18 protein-coding genes and 1 tRNA gene are annotated in these 16,002 nt (G+C 69.6%); 11 read left to right on the top strand and 8 right to left on the bottom strand.

Going from position 1 to position 16,002, the window contains the following annotated elements:
* Positions 1 to 702 carry a thioredoxin domain-containing protein gene (locus ACEWX3_RS24600; RefSeq protein ID WP_221349819.1) on the bottom strand — a complete coding sequence of 234 codons (702 nt, stop codon included), beginning with the start codon at positions 700 to 702 and terminating at the stop codon, positions 1 to 3.
* Positions 703 to 827: 125 nt separating this feature from the next.
* Here ACEWX3_RS24600 and ACEWX3_RS24595 point away from each other — a divergent pair, with 125 nt between their 5' ends.
* Entirely contained in the window at positions 828 to 1,955 is a 1,128-nt protein-coding gene (locus ACEWX3_RS24595) for a glycosyltransferase family 4 protein (RefSeq protein WP_374157966.1), read from the top strand.
* Positions 1,956 to 1,957: 2 nt separating this feature from the next.
* Here ACEWX3_RS24595 and ACEWX3_RS24590 read toward each other — a convergent pair whose 3' ends face one another.
* Positions 1,958 to 2,782: an SDR family oxidoreductase gene (locus ACEWX3_RS24590; protein ID WP_374157965.1), complete on the bottom strand. Its 825-nt coding sequence runs from the start codon at positions 2,780 to 2,782 to the stop codon at positions 1,958 to 1,960.
* 87 nt (positions 2,783 to 2,869) lie between these two features.
* On the opposite strand from ACEWX3_RS24590, the gene ACEWX3_RS24585 reads away from it, so the two are divergent.
* Positions 2,870 to 3,556, top strand: a complete 687-nt coding sequence (locus tag ACEWX3_RS24585) for a demethylmenaquinone methyltransferase (RefSeq protein WP_163672980.1) — start codon at positions 2,870 to 2,872, stop codon at positions 3,554 to 3,556.
* 176 nt (positions 3,557 to 3,732) lie between these two features.
* Positions 3,733 to 4,791 carry an alpha/beta hydrolase gene (locus ACEWX3_RS24580; protein WP_374157964.1) on the top strand — a complete coding sequence of 353 codons (1,059 nt, stop codon included), beginning with the start codon at positions 3,733 to 3,735 and terminating at the stop codon, positions 4,789 to 4,791.
* A gap of 102 nt (positions 4,792 to 4,893) precedes the next feature.
* Here the strand turns inward: ACEWX3_RS24580 and ACEWX3_RS24575 are convergent, their stop codons facing one another.
* Positions 4,894 to 5,316: a GAF domain-containing protein gene (locus ACEWX3_RS24575; protein WP_374157963.1), complete on the bottom strand. Its 423-nt coding sequence runs from the start codon at positions 5,314 to 5,316 to the stop codon at positions 4,894 to 4,896.
* Positions 5,313 to 6,569 carry a menaquinone reductase gene (gene menJ / locus ACEWX3_RS24570; RefSeq protein WP_207066011.1) on the bottom strand — a complete coding sequence of 419 codons (1,257 nt, stop codon included), beginning with the start codon at positions 6,567 to 6,569 and terminating at the stop codon, positions 5,313 to 5,315. Before menJ ends, ACEWX3_RS24575 begins: the two co-directional genes overlap by 4 nt.
* Before the next feature lie 21 nt (positions 6,570 to 6,590).
* Between menJ and grcC1 the strand changes: the two genes are divergently transcribed.
* From grcC1 to ACEWX3_RS24550, 4 genes are all read left to right on the top strand, one after another.
* The gene (gene grcC1, locus ACEWX3_RS24565; RefSeq protein WP_207066010.1) at positions 6,591 to 7,598 is read left to right on the top strand and encodes a nonaprenyl/(2E,6E)-farnesyl/geranylgeranyl diphosphat synthase; all 1,008 of its coding nucleotides are present in this window, start codon (positions 6,591 to 6,593) and stop codon (positions 7,596 to 7,598) included.
* Between the two features lie 92 nt (positions 7,599 to 7,690).
* The gene (gene htpX / locus ACEWX3_RS24560; protein WP_152515467.1) at positions 7,691 to 8,581 is read left to right on the top strand and encodes a zinc metalloprotease HtpX; all 891 of its coding nucleotides are present in this window, start codon (positions 7,691 to 7,693) and stop codon (positions 8,579 to 8,581) included.
* Between the two features lie 66 nt (positions 8,582 to 8,647).
* Positions 8,648 to 9,115 (top strand): hypothetical protein, encoded by a 468-nt coding sequence (locus tag ACEWX3_RS24555; RefSeq protein WP_374157962.1) that lies wholly within the window; start codon positions 8,648 to 8,650, stop codon positions 9,113 to 9,115.
* A gap of 36 nt (positions 9,116 to 9,151) precedes the next feature.
* Positions 9,152 to 9,679 carry a hypothetical protein gene (locus ACEWX3_RS24550; protein ID WP_163672984.1) on the top strand — a complete coding sequence of 176 codons (528 nt, stop codon included), beginning with the start codon at positions 9,152 to 9,154 and terminating at the stop codon, positions 9,677 to 9,679.
* 83 nt (positions 9,680 to 9,762) lie between these two features.
* Here the strand turns inward: ACEWX3_RS24550 and ACEWX3_RS24545 are convergent, their stop codons facing one another.
* A complete protein-coding gene (locus ACEWX3_RS24545) occupies positions 9,763 to 10,788 on the bottom strand; it encodes an NAD(P)H-dependent glycerol-3-phosphate dehydrogenase (protein WP_221349806.1) in 1,026 nt (341 codons plus the stop codon).
* A 124-nt stretch (positions 10,789 to 10,912) separates the two neighbouring features.
* Here ACEWX3_RS24545 and ACEWX3_RS24540 point away from each other — a divergent pair, with 124 nt between their 5' ends.
* Together ACEWX3_RS24540 and ACEWX3_RS24535 are read left to right on the top strand one after the other, a co-directional pair.
* Complete coding sequence (locus ACEWX3_RS24540; RefSeq protein ID WP_374157961.1) at positions 10,913 to 11,170, top strand: ribbon-helix-helix domain-containing protein; 258 nt, start codon at positions 10,913 to 10,915, stop codon at positions 11,168 to 11,170.
* Positions 11,157 to 11,588 carry a type II toxin-antitoxin system VapC family toxin gene (locus ACEWX3_RS24535; protein WP_374157960.1) on the top strand — a complete coding sequence of 144 codons (432 nt, stop codon included), beginning with the start codon at positions 11,157 to 11,159 and terminating at the stop codon, positions 11,586 to 11,588. Before ACEWX3_RS24540 ends, ACEWX3_RS24535 begins: the two co-directional genes overlap by 14 nt.
* Before the next feature lie 6 nt (positions 11,589 to 11,594).
* On the opposite strand, the gene ACEWX3_RS24530 is transcribed toward ACEWX3_RS24535, so the two are convergent.
* Entirely contained in the window at positions 11,595 to 12,086 is a 492-nt protein-coding gene (locus ACEWX3_RS24530) for a YajQ family cyclic di-GMP-binding protein (RefSeq protein ID WP_152515473.1), read from the bottom strand.
* Positions 12,087 to 12,274: 188 nt separating this feature from the next.
* On the opposite strand from ACEWX3_RS24530, the gene ACEWX3_RS24525 reads away from it, so the two are divergent.
* A tRNA-Tyr gene (locus ACEWX3_RS24525) sits at positions 12,275 to 12,357 on the top strand.
* A 56-nt stretch (positions 12,358 to 12,413) separates the two neighbouring features.
* On the opposite strand, the gene ACEWX3_RS24520 is transcribed toward ACEWX3_RS24525, so the two are convergent.
* Together ACEWX3_RS24520 and ACEWX3_RS24515 are read right to left on the bottom strand one after the other, a co-directional pair.
* Positions 12,414 to 13,688: a serine hydrolase domain-containing protein gene (locus ACEWX3_RS24520; protein ID WP_374159942.1), complete on the bottom strand. Its 1,275-nt coding sequence runs from the start codon at positions 13,686 to 13,688 to the stop codon at positions 12,414 to 12,416.
* Between the two features lie 204 nt (positions 13,689 to 13,892).
* Positions 13,893 to 14,936, bottom strand: a complete 1,044-nt coding sequence (locus ACEWX3_RS24515) for a sorbosone dehydrogenase family protein (RefSeq protein WP_374157959.1) — start codon at positions 14,934 to 14,936, stop codon at positions 13,893 to 13,895.
* A 58-nt stretch (positions 14,937 to 14,994) separates the two neighbouring features.
* Between ACEWX3_RS24515 and ACEWX3_RS24510 the strand changes: the two genes are divergently transcribed.
* Positions 14,995 to 15,930 (top strand): endonuclease/exonuclease/phosphatase family protein, encoded by a 936-nt coding sequence (locus ACEWX3_RS24510; protein ID WP_374157958.1) that lies wholly within the window; start codon positions 14,995 to 14,997, stop codon positions 15,928 to 15,930.
* Positions 15,931 to 16,002 lie beyond the last annotated feature (72 nt).

Genomic DNA, 16,002 nt, shown 5'->3' with positions numbered 1-16,002 from the left:
TCAGGAGTGCACGAGTTCGGCGAGCCAGTCGTCGGCGTGGATGTCGACCTTCTCCTGGCTTTCCAGGTCGTAGACGGTCGGGGTGCCGGTCTGCACCGGGTCGACGTCGACGAGGTAGACGAAGTTGGTGTCGTTCATCTCGGCGATGTCGACCGCGGACCGGTCACGCGCCAGCTGGTCGGCCACGGCCTCGGGCATGCCGGCGGATTCGGCCATCTCGCGCAGTTCGTCGCCGCTGAAGGGGGCGCCGCCGGGGTCCTGATTGAGGTAGAGCTCCTCGACGAAATGCTGGAACTGGGTGCCGTCGGCCGGTGAACGGCCGCTGTCGCCGGAGGGGCCGACGGGACCGGCGGCCGCGAACATCGCGTTGGCGACCGTGGCCGAATAGCCGTCGTCGCCGGTGTCGAGGAAGGTCAACGGCCGATAGGTGACCTGCAGGTCACCGACGGTGATGTGGTAGGCGAGCTGGTTGCCGAAGTCCAGTTGCAGGTCACGGCAGTGGGTGCACTGCGGTTCGGTGAAGATCTCGATGTGGGCGGGCGCGTCGTCGAACCCGGCCACGATGCCGGTCCCGTCCTCGGTGACCGCCAGCGGTGTCGGGGTGAGGTCGGGCCGCGCGACACCGGGGAGTTCTCTGCTGCATCCGACGGCGCCCAGCAGTCCGACGAGGCTGACCAGCAGCGCTGCGGTGGAAGTGCGCATGGAGTGAGGGTATCCGCCCGGGCCGACCCACGACGTTGCTGTGCGCCGAGCAGAATCGTCGGCAATTCGTGTGACATACCCCTGTCGGCAACCTCTGGGACAGGTGGCGATGTCACCGTTCGGGTGTGCGCGTTGCCATCGTCGCGGAATCGTTCCTCCCGAACGTCAACGGTGTCACCAATTCCGTGCTTCGGGTGATCGAGCATCTGCGCCGCACCGGCCACGAGGTGCTCGTCATCGCCCCGGACACTCCGCGCGGTGAACCCGCCGCCGACCGGGTGCACGACGGGGTGCGGGTGCACCGGGTGCCGTCGAAGATGTTCCCCAAGGTCACATCGCTGCCCCTGGGCGTGCCCCGGCCGCGCATGGTCGGTGTGCTGCGCGGCTTCGAACCCGACGTCGTGCACCTCGCGTCGCCGGCGCTGCTCGGGTGGGGCGGGGTGCACGCCGCCCGCTATCTCGGCATCCCGACCGTCGCGGTGTTCCAGACCGATGTGGCCGGATTCGCCCAGAGCTACGGCATCGGCATGCTGTCGCGGGCCTCCTGGGCGTGGACCCGGCGCCTGCACAGCAAGGCCGACCGCACGCTGGCCCCGTCCACGTCGGCGATGGAGAACCTGGCCGCCCACCGCATCCCCCGGGTCCACAAATGGGGCCGCGGTGTCGACATCACCGGCTTCGCGCCGTCGGCCCGCGACGAGCAGTTGCACCGGCACTGGTCGCCTGACGGCCGACCGGTCGTCGGGTTCGTCGGGCGCCTCGCCCCCGAGAAGCATGTGGAGCGCCTGTCGGGGCTGGCCGGCCGTGACGACGTCCAGGTGGTCGTCGTCGGCGACGGTGTGGACCGGACCAAGCTGCAGACGCTGATGCCCTCGGCGGTGTTCACCGGTGCGCTCTACGGCGCCGAGCTCGCGACCGCCTACGCCAGCATGGACGTCTTCGTCCATCCCGGTGAGCACGAGACGTTCTGCCAGGCGGTGCAGGAGGCGATGGCCTCCGGTCTGCCGGTGATCGCCCCGGACGCCGGCGGCCCCCGCGACCTCGTCACCCCCATGCACACGGGAATGTTGTTGCCGGTCAGCGGTTTCGAGTCGAACCTGCCGCAGGCCGTGGATCATCTGCTCAGTGAGCGGCCCCGGTACTCGGTGGCCGCGCGGCGCAGTGTGCTCGGCCGGACCTGGCCGGCGGTGTGTGACCAACTCCTCGAGCACTACCTCGAGGTGATGGGCGCGCGCAGCGCCAAGGCCGCCTGAGCTCAGCCCTGGGCGAGCTCCGCCACGGGCTGCCACTTCTCCCACGTCGCGAACCGGTTTTCGTAGTCGGCCCGGGCCAGCTGAAGCGGCAGCTCCCCGAAGAAGACGCGCAGCGGAGGCTCGGCGGCGTCGACGATCTCGAGTACCGCCGCCGCCGACGCTTTCGGGTCACCCGGGCGTGCCGAGCGCGACGCCCGCCACTGCTCGGAGCGCTCGTGCGCCTCGGCGTAGTCGGGCAGCGGGGTGGCGCGTTTGGCCGACGGACCGGCCCAGTCGGTGGCGAATCCGCCCGGCTCGATGAGCGTGACGTGCACGCCGAACTCGGCCACCTCCTGGGCCAATGCCTGAGAGAAGCCCTCCAGTGCCCACTTCGACGCGTGGTAGATGCCCACGTTGGGGAACGCGGTGATCCCGCCGATCGACGACACCTGCAGGATGTGGCCGCTGCGCTGGGCGCGCAGGTAGGGCAGCGCGGCCTGGGTGATCCACAGCGCCCCGAACACGTTGGTCTCGATCTGGGCCCGGGCCTCGTCCTCGGAGAGTTCCTCGACGAACCCGAACTGTCCGTAGCCGGCGTTGTTGACCACGATGTCCAGGCGCCCGAAGTGATCGTGGGCGGCCTTGACCGCCGCGAAGTCGGCGTCGCGGTCGGTGACGTCGAGCTGGATGGGCAGCAGCGCGTCGCCGTGTTCGGCGGCGAGGTCGTCGAGCGTGGCGACGTCGCGCGCGGTGGCGGCCACTTTGTCGCCGCGTTCGAGCGCCGCGATCGCCCATTCGCGGCCGAAGCCGCGCGATGTTCCCGTGATGAACCAGACTTTTCCACTCATGTCCGGTTGCAATGCGCGTTCGGGGCGGTCGCATTCCCGGTCTGCGAGGTGCACAGGTGAATGACAGGTGCTGATACGTTCGCCCTTGTGAACCGCGCGTCGCTGGACAAGGATCCCCGTGAGGTCGCCTCGATGTTCGACGGCGTCGCGCGGCGCTACGACCTGACCAACACCGTGCTCTCGGTGGGCCAGGACCGCTTCTGGCGGCGGGCGACGCGCCAGGCGCTGCGAATCGGCCCGGGGGACAAGGTGCTCGACCTGGCCGCCGGGACGGCGGTGTCGACCGTGGAGCTGGCCGGCTCCGGTGCCTGGTGTGTGGCGGCGGACTTCTCGGTGGGCATGCTCGCCGCCGGCCAGGCCCGGGCGGTGCCCAAGGTGGCGGGCGACGCGACCCGGCTGCCGTTCGCCGACGAGGTGTTCGACGCGGTGACGATCAGCTTCGGGTTGCGCAACGTCGTCGACCACGAGGCCGGGCTGCGGGAGATGGCGCGGGTGACCCGCCCCGGCGGGCGGCTGGTGGTGTGTGAGTTCTCCACGCCGACCAACGGGCTGTTCGCCACGGTGTACAAGGAGTACCTGATGCAGGCGCTGCCGCGCATCGCGCGCACCGTGTCGTCGAACCCGGAGGCCTATGTGTACCTGGCCGAGTCGATCCGGGCCTGGCCGGATCAGGAGCAGCTGGCGCGTCGCATCGAGGCGGCGGGTTGGACGGACGTGCGGTGGAGAAACCTGACCGGCGGCATCGTCGCCCTGCACGCCGCCACCAAACCCTGAGCCCCAAGCTCGGCGAGCCCCCCACGTTCCGCGAGCGACCCAAGTTCGGCGAGCCCCCAAGTTCCGCGAGCGCGCGGGTCTGCACGCCGACGCGCCGCCCCAGGCCGTATTTCGGCGCGCGTTCGCGGCTGGCGAAAGCGCTCTCACTGCTCGCGCACGGCGCTACCGTCACCTTCATGCCGCACGGACGCCTCGCCGACCCTGACGCCACACTGGGCACCGACCCACGTGCCGATCCCCGGATGGTGGAGGTCTTCCGCCGCTTCGGCCTGGACGGCCACTTTCCGTCGAGCGGGCTGACCCCCGATTCACCGGCGGAAGAGCGGCACGCGTTCGCCGCGATGAGCGAGCAGGCCATCGGCGCGATCTTCGACTCGATCGCCGAGGACCTCGGGCGCCCCGACGGCGTCACGACCACCACGACCGAGTGCACCGGCGTCGACGGCAACACCGTCACGCTGTTCGTGAGCCGGCCGGAGAATGCTGACGGTGAGCTGCCCGCGGTGGTGCATCTGCACGGCGGCGGCATGGCGATCGCGTCCGCCGCCGATGCCGCGTATGTGGGGTTGCGTGAACACCTCGCCGCGACGGGACTGGTGGTCGTCGGCGTCGAATTCCGTAACTCCAGCGCCAAATTGGGTGCGCACCCCTATCCGGCCGGACTCAACGACTGCGCCTCCGCTGCCAGATGGGTGGCGGCGCACCGCCGTGAACTCGGGGTGAGCCACCTCATCGTCTCAGGCGAATCCGGTGGCGGGAACCTCACATTGACATTGGCGCACAAGGCCAACCGCGAAGGCTGGATCGGCGAGATCGCGGGCTTCTACGCCCAGTGCCCGTTCATCTCGAACCGCTGGCTCGACGCGTGCGAGGACCTGCCGTCGCTGGAGGAGAACGACGGCTACTTCATCAGCCGTGAGCAGGCGGCGCTGCTCGGCTCGCTCTACGACCCGGACGGTGCGTACGCCGACGACGCGACGTGTTGGGCAGCGGCGGCCGCCGACGCTGAGCTCAGTGGGCTTCCCCCACATGTCATTTCGGTCAACGAGCTCGATCCGCTCCGCGACGAAGGCTTGCAGTACTACCGCAGACTGGTGCGGGCCGGGGTGCCCGCGGTGGGCCGCGTGGTGGCCGGCACCTGTCACGGCGGTGACCTGCTGTTCGGCGCCGCGATGCCCGAGGTGTTCGGGGCCACTCTGCGTGACGTGAGCGGCTTCGCCTACTCGCTCGGCTGATCCATCCCGCGCCTCCTGGTGCCTCTACGGCGCGCCCGGTGTCCGAGCCCGACCGGACGCGCGCGGCACCGAATCCGCGCGTTCAGCGCTGCGCCGGGAAGGCTAGCGCCACAACCGTTCCGAGGCAGCGCCGACGTGGTCGTCGTGGATCTGCTGGAAGTTGCGTCCCCCACGCCCGAACGTCGCGACGACGGCAGGCGGCGCTTGCGATTCGAGGACGGGTTGTTCCCGCCACACGCACCGCCGGACGTGGACGAGGTCGACGGACTCGCCGTCCGCGTCGTAGAAGTAGGGCCCGGCCAGGCGCCCCAGCCAGTAGAGCCCGTCGCGGTCGCGGGTCCACACCAACGACCCCTCCGGTGCCGCGGCGAACCGGTCGATGCGCCGGGCGAACCGCTCAGCGGCCTGCGGGGACGGGTCGTCGCCGAACCCGCACAGCCCGTGCGTCAGCGCCCGTTCGATCGCGGGCTGCGCGTCGAGGTCGTCACGCCGCGGCCGCATCGGCGCGCGGTACACGAGTGTCACGTGAACGGGCGGCGGGCGTCGATGCGACCCGAAAGCCGGCCCGCCCCTCGCCACACCCGGGCGATCATGTCGTCGTCCTCGTCGGTGACGAAGTTGCCCATCACCCGCACCGCGAGCGTCATCAGGGCCGACGAACGCATCGCCAGCGGGCCCGTCGCGGGCAGGAACCGCGGGAAGGTCAGCAGCAGCGCCAGCCGGCGCGCGATCGAGAATCCCCGCGCATAGTGCGACTCCAACACGGCAGGCCACACCCGCGAATAGTCGCCGCTGCCGAGCAGGTCCGCAGCCAGCCGCCCGGTTTCCAGGCCGTAGTCGATACCCTCGCCGTTGAGCGGGTTCACGCACGCCGCGGCGTCGCCGATCAGCATCCAGTTCGGCCCGGCGACCCCTGAGACCGCGCCGCCCATGGGCAGCAGCGCCGACAGCCCCGCCCGCGGTTCCCCGGCAAAGCCCCATTCGTCGCGGTGCAGTCCGGCGTAGTAGCTCATCAGGGGCCGTAGCCCCGCCTCGGCGGGACGCTTCGACGTGGCGAGCGCCCCGACCCCGATGTTCACCTCACCGTTGCCCAGCGGAAAGATCCAGCCGTAACCGGGCAGCACCTCGCCGGCCGGGGAGCGCAACTCCAGGTGCGAGGTGATCCACGGTTCGTCGCTGCGGGGCGTGGCGACGTACCCGCGGATCGCGACGCCGTAGACGGTCTCGCGGTGCCACTGCCGCCCGAGTTCGCGGCCCAGCGTCGAGCGTGCCCCGTCAGCCACGATCAGGTCCGTGCACGTCACCTCGGTGCCGTCGTCGAGCACCACCGCGGCCACCCGGTCCGACGGCCCATGATGCACGCCAACGGCTTTCGCGCCCAGACGCATGGCGGCGCCGTCCTCGGCGGCGACCTGGCGGATCCGGTCGTCGAGTTCGGTGCGCGGCACCGCGCTGCTGGTCGGCGGGAACGACGGGCCCGGCCACGCGATCTCCACGTCGGCGCCGAAGCCTGACATGCGCAGCCCGCGGTGTGCGATCTTGCCGTCCAGCCAGGAGCCGAGGCCCAGCCGCTGCAACTCGGCGACCGCGCGAGGGGTCAGCCCGTCGCCGCACGCCTTGTCGCGCGGGAACCGCGCGGAGTCGATGACCAGGACGTCACGACCGGCTCGGGCCGCCCAGGCCGCGGCCGACGAACCGGCTGGTCCGGCTCCGACGACGACCACATCAGCCGCGATTGATCCCCCGGTCGCTTCGCTCCTGCCCGCCGACGAGTCCATGGCTCCCAGTATGTTGGCAGTGTGAGGACACCGGCGACCGTGGTGGCGGGAGTGGACTTCGGGGATGCCCAGTTCGCCCAGGATGTTCGTGACGGCGTCGCCCGCATCGAGACACTGATGTCCGATGAGCTGGGCAGAGCCGACGCCCTGATGGCCGAAGCCGTGCAGCACCTGTTCCAGGCCGGCGGTAAGCGGTTCCGCCCGCTGTTCACCGTCCTGTCCGCGCAGCTGGGTCCTGAACCCGACGCCTGGCAGGTCAGCGTGGCCGGCGCGGTGATCGAGCTGGTGCACCTGGCGACGCTGTACCACGACGACGTGATGGACGAGGCGCAGATGCGTCGCGGCGCGACCAGTGCCAACGCTCGCTGGGGCAACAACATCGCCATCCTGGCCGGGGACTACCTGTTCGCGACCGCGTCGCGGCTGGTCTCGCGGCTGGGCCCGGACGCCGTGCGGGTGATCGCCGACACGTTCGCGCTGCTGGTCACCGGCCAGATGCGGGAAACTCAGGGCGCGGCCGACCAGGTCGATTCGATCGAGCACTACCTCAAGGTGGTCTACGAGAAGACGGCCTGCCTGATCGCGGCGTCGGGCCGGTTCGGGGCGACGTTCTCCGGCGCCGACGACGACCAGGTCGAGCGGCTGGCGCGGCTCGGCGGCATCGTCGGCACGGCGTTCCAGATCTCCGACGACATCATCGACATCGACAGCGACGCCGACGAGTCGGGCAAGGTTCCGGGCACCGACCTTCGGGAAGGGGTGCACACGCTGCCGGTGCTGTACGCGCTGCGCGAAACGGGACCCGGCGCCGACCGGTTGCGCGCACTGCTGTCCGCACCGGTCGAGGACGACGACGACGTCGCCGAGGCCCTCGCCCTGTTGCGTTCCTCACAGGGCATCGCGATGGCCAAGGACACCGTGGCCCGCTACGCCCAGCAGGCCCGCGACGAGCTGGCGCACCTGCCCGACGGGCCCGGACGGCAGGCGCTGGCCACGCTGGTGGACTACACCATCAATCGGCACGGCTGAACCGGCGGAACCCGCGCCGCCGGTCCGGGCGTTGACTGATCGAGGACTCTGACAGGTTCGATGAGTCGGCTGCTTTGAAGGAGGCAAGCACGGTGACGTGGCATCCGCATGCCAACAGGTTCAAGACGTTCCTGTTGCTGGTGGTGTTCTCGGGTCTGATCGTCGGTGTGGGCGCCATGTTCGGGCGCAACATCATGTTCCTGGCGGTGTTGTTCGCCGTGGGCATGAACGCCTACGTCTACTTCAACAGCGACAAGCTGGCGCTTCGCGCCATGCACGCGCAGCCGGTCAGCGAGATGCAGGCGCCGGTGATGTACAAGATCGTGCGCGAGTTGGCCACCACCGCGCGCCAGCCGATGCCGCGGCTGTACATCAGCGACACCGCGGCGCCGAACGCGTTCGCCACGGGCCGCAACCCGCGCAACGCGGCGGTGTGCTGCACGACGGGCATTCTGGGTCTGCTCAACGAACGCGAGCTGCGCGCGGTGCTGGGCCACGAGCTGTCGCATGTCTACAACCGCGACATCCTGATCTCCTGTGTGGCCGGGGCGATGGCGTCGGTGATCACCGCGCTGGCCAACCTCGCGTTCTTCGCCTCGATGTTCGGCGGCAACCGCGACGGGGGAACGAATCCTTTTGCGATCCTTCTGGTTTCGTTGCTCGGTCCGATCGCCGCGACGGTCATCAAGCTGGCGGTGTCGCGGTCGCGCGAGTACCAGGCCGACCAGTCCGGTGCCGAGCTGACCGGTGACCCGCTGGCGCTGGCCAGTGCGCTGCGCAAGATCAGCGTCGGCGTCGAGCGGGCGCCGCTCCCGCCGGAGCCGCAGCTGGCCGACCAGGCCCACCTGATGATCGCCAACCCGTTCCGCGCGGGGGAGAAGATCGGCAAGTTGTTCTCCACCCACCCGCCGGTCGCCGATCGCATCGCGCGGCTGGAGGCGATGGCCGGGCCCGGAGACTATCGGAGCCCCGACCGCTACTAGCGAATTCGGCGCGAAAGTCGACACTCGAGGTGCTCTACCGCGCCCGATCCGCTTAAGGTGTGCGACGTGCTGACCAGAATGCTGTCCGGTGTCGCGGCCGTGGGTGCGTTCGGCCTCGTCGCCCCAGGCCTCGCCGCCGCGCAGCCGGGCCCGCTGCCGAACATCAACGCGCTGCCCCCGGTGAACCCGGCCGAGTTCGCCGTCAACGAGGGCGCGTCGTACTCGTTCGGCGCGCCGGGCGGCGTGACGTGCGTGATGGACCGGCGTACCGGCGGCTACGGCTGCAGCGGTCCGCTGCCTGCGGCGCCGAACGGTGCGAACATGGTGTCCGGCTACGCGCAGGGCAGCCCTGGCTTCGCGGTGTCGGATCGGCCGATGTACGGCGCGATCGAGAACCCGCGTCCGCTGCCGCCGAACACGCGGATGAGTTTCCAGACGGTCAGCTGCGGCACCGACGGCGTCGTGACGTCCTGCGTGAACACCCTCGACCAGTCCGGGTTCGTGCTCAGCCCGGCGGGCAGCTTCACGTTCTGAAACACTGCTGGCCCCTTCGGCGACATCTAGTCTGTGATGGTGCTGCGCAGAATCCTGGTAGGCATGCTGGTCGCTCCGGCATGCGTGGCCGCGTTGCCCGGCCTCGCGGCGGCTCAACCGCCGCCCCCGCCTCCGCCGCCACCCCCGCCGAACGTCAATGCGTGGGCGCCGGCCAACCCGCAGGACTACGCCGTGCTCGACGGCACGGCGTATGCGTTCACCGCCGGTCCGCTGACCTGCATGCTGCAGCGTTCCGGCGGTTACGGATGCCAGGGTCCGCTGCCGGGGGCGCCGGAAGGCGCCAACGTCATCAGCGGCGCGGCGGGTGGGGTGCCCGGCTTCGGCTCGACCCCGCGGCCGATCTTCGAGGGTGAGGTCGCCGCGCTGCCACCGAACACCCGGCTGAGCTTCGGGACGGTCAGCTGCGGCACCGACGGAGCGACGACGGCGTGCGTGGACAGCCGCAACCAGGCCGGTTTCGTCGTGACTCCGGACGCATCGTGGGTCAACGCCGTCAATCCGCTGCTGGTGCGGCCCGAGGGCACCAACCCCTACTTCAACTAGGGAGCCGGGCCCGAGTAGCGGTCCCGGCAACCAGGGGCTTGGAGACCTCCGGCCCGGGAAACCCCGGCTCAGGAACCAGAGGCTCAGAAACCTGAGCCGAGCACCTCGTGGCCGGGCTTCTCCACCATCAGCCCGCGGTAGGCCTGCTCGACGGTGGAGCCGTGGTTGACCACCCCGTCGACCTCGCGCGCAATGGGCATCGTGATGCCGCACTTGTCGGCGAACTCCATGATGACGCTGGAGGCTTTGACGCCCTCGGCGACCTGGTTCATCGAGGAGATGATCTCGTCGATCGGCTTGCCGGCGCCGAGCTGTTCGCCGACGTGGCGGTTGCGGCTGCGCTGGCTGGTGCAGGTGACGATCAGGTCGCCCATGCCGGCCAGCCCGGCGAAGGTGTCCCGGTGACCGCCCAGCGCTTCACCCATCTTGGACATCTCGCGTACCGCGCGGGCCATCACCATCGCGCGGGTGTTCTCCCCGATGCCCAGCGAATAGCCCATGCCGACGGCGATCGCGTACACGTTCTTCAACGCGCCGGCCATCTCGACGCCGACGACGTCATCGGTGGTGTAGGTCCGGAACCGCTTGGTGCGGAACAGCCCGCCGAGGTGCGCGGCCAGATGGGGGTCGGGCATGGCCAGCACCGCTGCAGCGGCGTAACCCTCGGCGACCTCGCGGGCGATGTTCGGTCCGGCCAGGATTCCGGCCGGGTGACCGGGCAGCACCTCGTCGACGATCTGGCTCATCCGGTAGTTGGTGCCCTGTTCGAGGCCCTTGACCAGCGACACCACCGGCACCCAGGGGCGCAGTTCGCGGGCCAGTTCGGTCAGCACGTTGCGGAATCCGTGGGACGGCACCCCCATGACGATGACGTCCGCGCATTCGGCGGCTTCGGAGAAGTCGGTGGTGGCACGCAACGAATGCGCCAGTTCGACCTCGTCGCCGAGGTACTTCGAGTTGCGGTGGTTCTGGTTGATGTCGTCGGCGGTCTCCTGCGAGCGCACCCACTGCAGAGTCGGCCCGCGCCGGGCGCAGATGGAGGCAACGGTGGTGCCCCAGGATCCGCCCCCGAGGACGACGACTTTGGGTTCGCGCTGTGCAGGTGCCATGGCGATCAGATTAGGACTGCGGGGGCGCTACGAGGGTGGATTTCGCGGTGCCGGTGCGAGTGGGCGGGCAACGCCTGACTATCATCGGCATCTTGATGCTCAGTCCTGATGCTAATGTGGCGATATGCGCACGACGATCCGCATCGATGACGCGCTGTACCGCGAAGTGAAGGAGCGCGCGGCCCGGTCCGGCCGCACGGTGGCGGCGGTGCTCGAGGACGCGGTGCGTCGCGGCCTCAACCCGGCCGACCGGGGTGCACGGAGCCGGTTCACGGTGCAGGCGAGCGGCAGCGGTGGGTTGCGACCCGGCGTGGACCTTGCCTCGAATGCCGCGGTGTCGGACGTGATGGAGGAAGGGGACAGCCTCGGTGCGATGCGTTGACACCAACGTCCTCGTCTACGCGCACCGGTCCGATCTCGTCGAGCACAACGACTATCGGGAAATACTCGAGATCTGGGCCAACGACGATCAACCCCTTGGTGTTCCAGACGTCGTGCTGAGCGGGTTCGTGCGGATCATGACCAACCGGCGGGTTTTTCGTGAGCCCACCAGCCCCGCAGAGGCGTGGGCGGCTGCGCAGGCGCTACGCGACGCTCCTGCGGTCGTCGCTTTGCGGCCGACAGAGCGTCATTGGGATTTGTTCCGGCAGCTCGCCACCGACATCGACGCGCGCGGCAACGACGTGCCGGACGCGTACCTGGCGGCCTACGCCCTGGAGAGCAATGCGACGTTCTACAGCGCCGATCGCGGGTTCGCCCGCTTCCGGCGTCTCACCTGGCGGCACCCTCTGGAGGAATGACCCCGCTCAGCGGTAGTTCACGAACTGCAGGGCGACGTCGAGGTCGGAGCCCTTGAGCAGCGAGATGACTGCCTGCAGATCGTCGCGCTTCTTGGAGCTGACCCGGATCTCTTCACCCTGGATCTGCGCCTTGACGCCCTTGGGGCCCTCGTCGCGGATGATCTTGGTGATCTTCTTGGCTTCCTCGCTGCTGATGCCCTGCTTGAGGGTGCCGGTCACCTTGAAGGTCTTGCCGCTGGCCTGCGGGTCGCCGGCGTCGAACGCCTTCATGGAGATGTCGCGGCGCACCAGCTTTTCCTTGAAGACGTCGACGGCTGCTTTCACGCGCTCCTCGGTGGAGGAGACGATCTCGATGGCCTCCTCGCCCTTCCAGGCGATGCTGGTGTCGGTGCCGCGGAAGTCGAAGCGGGTGGACAGCTCCTTGGCTGCCTGGTTGAGCGCGTTGTCGACTTCCTGTCGGTCGACCTTGCTGACGACGTCGAACGATGAATCCGCCATTGGACTCGTCCCTCCCTCAGGTACTTCGTGGGCTCGGTAGTTCATGGGCTCGATAGATGGTGCTTGCGTCCATCTTCACCCGTCGTGTCCGTGGGCGCGAACACCGCCCCCCACCCGCCGGTTTGTGTTGGGGGCCCACCCTCGTTGTATCTTGTAACGCGCGCTGTGCAGCGCATGTGCAGCATCCAGGCAGGTTGCCCGAGCGGCCAATGGGAGCGGACTGTAAATCCGTCGGCTTACGCCTACAGAGGTTCGAATCCTCTACCTGCCACCCCTGATCAGGCCCCCTTTCGAGGGGGCTTGATTGCTTGAGGGGGCGCCCCGTCCCTAGCTCCCGTACAGGTGCAGCGCGCGGGCCGCAGCGGTCGCGATGTCACCGGCGAGCGTGACGATCGGGGGGCCGCCGCGCTGGTGGATGACGTTCGACAAGACCACCACGTAGGTGTCTGATTCGGGATCCAGCCACAGCGACGTCCCGGTGAAACCGGTGTGGCCGAAACTGCCGACCGGGAAGATGGCGCCGCGCGGCGCTGAATGGGGGCTGTCGATGTCCCAGCCGAGGCCGCGCTGATCCGGTCCGTCGCCCGGCTGCTGTGGCGTCGTCATCAGGGTCACGGTGTCCTGCTGCAGCGGGAAGGTGCTGGGCCGCCCGGCACGTCGATCGAGCAGTGCCTGCGCGTAGAGGCCGATGTCGTGCACGGTGGAGAACACCCCGGCGCTGCCGGTCACGCCACCCATCCGGCGTGCGGTCGGGTCGTGGACGGTGCCGCGCAGCTGATGGCCGTAGTCGGGGTTCAGGCCGGGGGTGTCTTCGTCGATGGCGGTGGGGGCGATCCGGGCCAGCAGGTCGGTGTTCCAGGTGCCCGCGGCGCAGTCGTCTTCCGGGCGCGAGCTCGGGTCGTAGGCGAGGGCGGTACCGCGGATTCGGTACGGCCCACAGGCTTTCGCTGCGGGCAGGTAGTGGGTGTCCCGCATGCCCAGCGGGGTGAAGACGTTCCGTTGCACATAGGTGTCGATCGGCTCGCCGGTGAGCTTCTCGACGATCGCGCCGAGCAGGATGAAGTTGATGTCGGAGTAGTGGAAGCGCTCGCCCGGTTCGAACACCACCCACGCGCCGAGCGCACGGTGCAGCCCTTCTGCCTTGTCGGCGCTGGACAGTCCCCACGGACCGTCCAGGCTCAGGTCTCCGGCGATGCCGGAGGTGTGCGTCATCAGCATGCGCAGTGTGACCAGGGCGCGCCGCGGGTCGTTGTCCGGGTTGAACCCGGGCAGGTACGCCTGCACCGGATCGTCGAGCTGTATGCGGCCCTGTTCGTACATCTGCATGACGGCGGGCGCGGTCGCGATGCTTTTCGTCAGCGAAGCCAGGTCGAAGATGGTGTCCTCGGTCATCGGTTCCGCGGGCGCGGGAGAGCCATCCAGTCCGGGTGCGCCGGCGAGTTTGCGCTCACCGAATGCCTGGCGGAACACGATCCGCCCGCCGTGCCCGATCTGCACGACCGCCCCGGGCAGGCGATGCGCTGCGATCGCCTCGCTCACGAGTCGGCCGATCGGTGCGAACTCGGGTGCGGGAGCCACCGACGGCGTTGTGGTGGCCGGCATATCGGGCCGGGGAGCGACGGCTTCGGGCGCGGCGGTGGTCGACGTCGTGCTGGTGGCCGCAGGCGGTGCCGGGCGTCCGCAGGACGCGACCGCGGCGAACGTCAGCAGAACCAAGCCCACGCCGCAGACGCGGGCAACGCGCGACCTTGACACGGTTCGACGGTAGCCCCCGCAGCGCCGTGCGGTCAGGATCGACCGCCAGCCCTACGGCCGGAACGCCAGGATGCGGTCGTCACCCGGGCGGGGGTCACCGCGGCCGTCCCGATTGGACGTGGTGAACCACAGCGCACCATCGGGGGCGACCACCACGGTGCGCAGCCGCCCGAACTCGCCGACGAACAGTAGCGCCGGATCACCGACGCCGCCGTCGGCTCGGACCGGGATCCGGAACAGGCGCTCGCCGCGCAGGGCCGCCATCCACAGCGACCCGTTGTGAAACGCCAGTCCGGACGGCGACGCCTCATCGGGACGCCACTGCAGCACCGGGTCGATCAGGCCCTCCCGGTCCGACCGGCCCTCGACCGTCGGCCAGCCGTAGTTGCCGCCGGGCTGGATCAGGTTGAGCTCGTCCCAGGTGTTGGCACCGTACTCGCTGACCCACAACCGGCCGGCGCCGTCCCACGCCAGCCCTTGGACGTTGCGGTGCCCGAGCGAGAACACCGGTGATGCGGGGTCGGGGTTGTCGGCGGGGACCGAGCCGTCGGGATTGATCCGCAGGATCTTGCCGCCCAGGGACGCCGGATCCTGTGCCAGCTGCGGGCTGCCGGTCTCTCCGGTGGCGATGTAGAGCTTGCCGTCGGGCCCGAACGCGATGCGGCCGCCGTCGTGGATGGTCCCGGCCGGGATACCGGTGAACAGCGGCGTCTGTGGACTCAGCGCGGTGCCGTCGAACTGCATCGTGACCACCCGGTTGTCAGCGGCGGTGGTGATGTAGGCGTAGACGGTCGACCCCGCGGTCGCCAACCCCAGCAGCCCGCCCTCGCCACGCGAGACCACGTCGGCGACCTGGCCGACCGGAGCGACGGCCCCGGGTTCGGCCATGCGCTGGATCGTGGCGCTGTCGCGTTCGGCGATCAGCGCGCTGCCGTCGGGCAGGAACGCGATACCCCATGGGACGTCGAGATCGGTGGCGACGTCGCTGGCCGCGCCGGCGGACGGCTGGGCCGGTGAGGGCGCCTCGTCGGCGCAGGCCGCGAGAAGACCCACGGTGGTCAGGACAGTCGCGGCGCGGCGCAGTGGGGTGAACATGGCCTCGGGGTACCCAGGTGCTGCGAAAGGGAGTCTGAAATCATCGCGGGATGACCGCGTGCGACCCGACCGCGAGCGCCGCCGTTCTGCTGTTCGCGACCGCGATGTCGCCGCAGTGATCCCTGCGGTGTTCGGTCGGCGCCGGCTGACCGTGCGCAGGTTCGACGCTCATTGCGGCGCCTGGGTCGACGCGCCGTCGGATGGCGCCCCGTCGGATGGCGCCGCGGTCGAGGTGCACGAACTGAGCGTGTCGACGTTCAACGTGTGGAACAAGGCCTTCTTCGCCGAGCAGCGCTACCAGGCTCTGGCCGGTCTGCTGCAGCGCGACCGGCCCGACGTGATGGTGTTCCAGGAGGTCACCGCCGCTGCGCAGACCGTGCTGCTGGAGCAGCCGTGGGTGCGTGAGGGATATCGATGCGTCGGAGTCGTCGGCGGCAGGATCGGCGGTTACGGGATGCTGGTGCTGTCACGGCTGCCGATCGCTGCGGCGACATTCAGTCGGTTGCCCAGCCGGCGGAGGCGCAGTTTCGTGCAGGCCGACCTCGCGGTCAACGGCCGCACACTGCGGATCTGTTCGGTGCATCTGGAAAGTGGTCAGGACGGCGCCTGGCTGCGGGCCTGGCAGCTGCGACGGGTGTTCCGCGCGGTGTCGGCCGACCAGGCGGTGATTCTCGGCGACTTCAACCTGCGCGACGGTGAGGAGCGATGGATCGCAGCGGCGTACCGGGACGTCTGGCCGACGCTGCATCCGCAGGACCCCGGCTTCACCGAGAACTCGTCGACGAACCCGATGCTGCGGGACAGCAAGAAGAAGCCCCGGCAGCTGCGATTCGACCGGGTGCTTGTCAAGGGTGCGGATTGGGTGCCGACTGACATCGCGATGCTCGGTACCGAGCCGATCTCACCGGAGCTGCCGCGCGTCTTTCCCTCAGACCACTTCGGCCTGCGGTGCCGCTTGCGCACCGGCGATCCGGGGAGCGTCACAGAGAGGTAAGACCGGCACCGGTGACCGTCGGGCCCGCCCGTCCACCTGCGGCTTCGGCGTTGCCCGGTGCCTGCGGCAGCC

Origin of the sequence: Mycobacterium sp. G7A2, assembly GCF_041902445.1 — a bacterium.
Taxonomy (GTDB): domain Bacteria; phylum Actinomycetota; class Actinomycetes; order Mycobacteriales; family Mycobacteriaceae; genus Mycobacterium.
The sequence above is the reverse complement of the archived record's forward strand: the minus strand, read 5'-3'. Positions and strand labels throughout refer to the sequence as shown.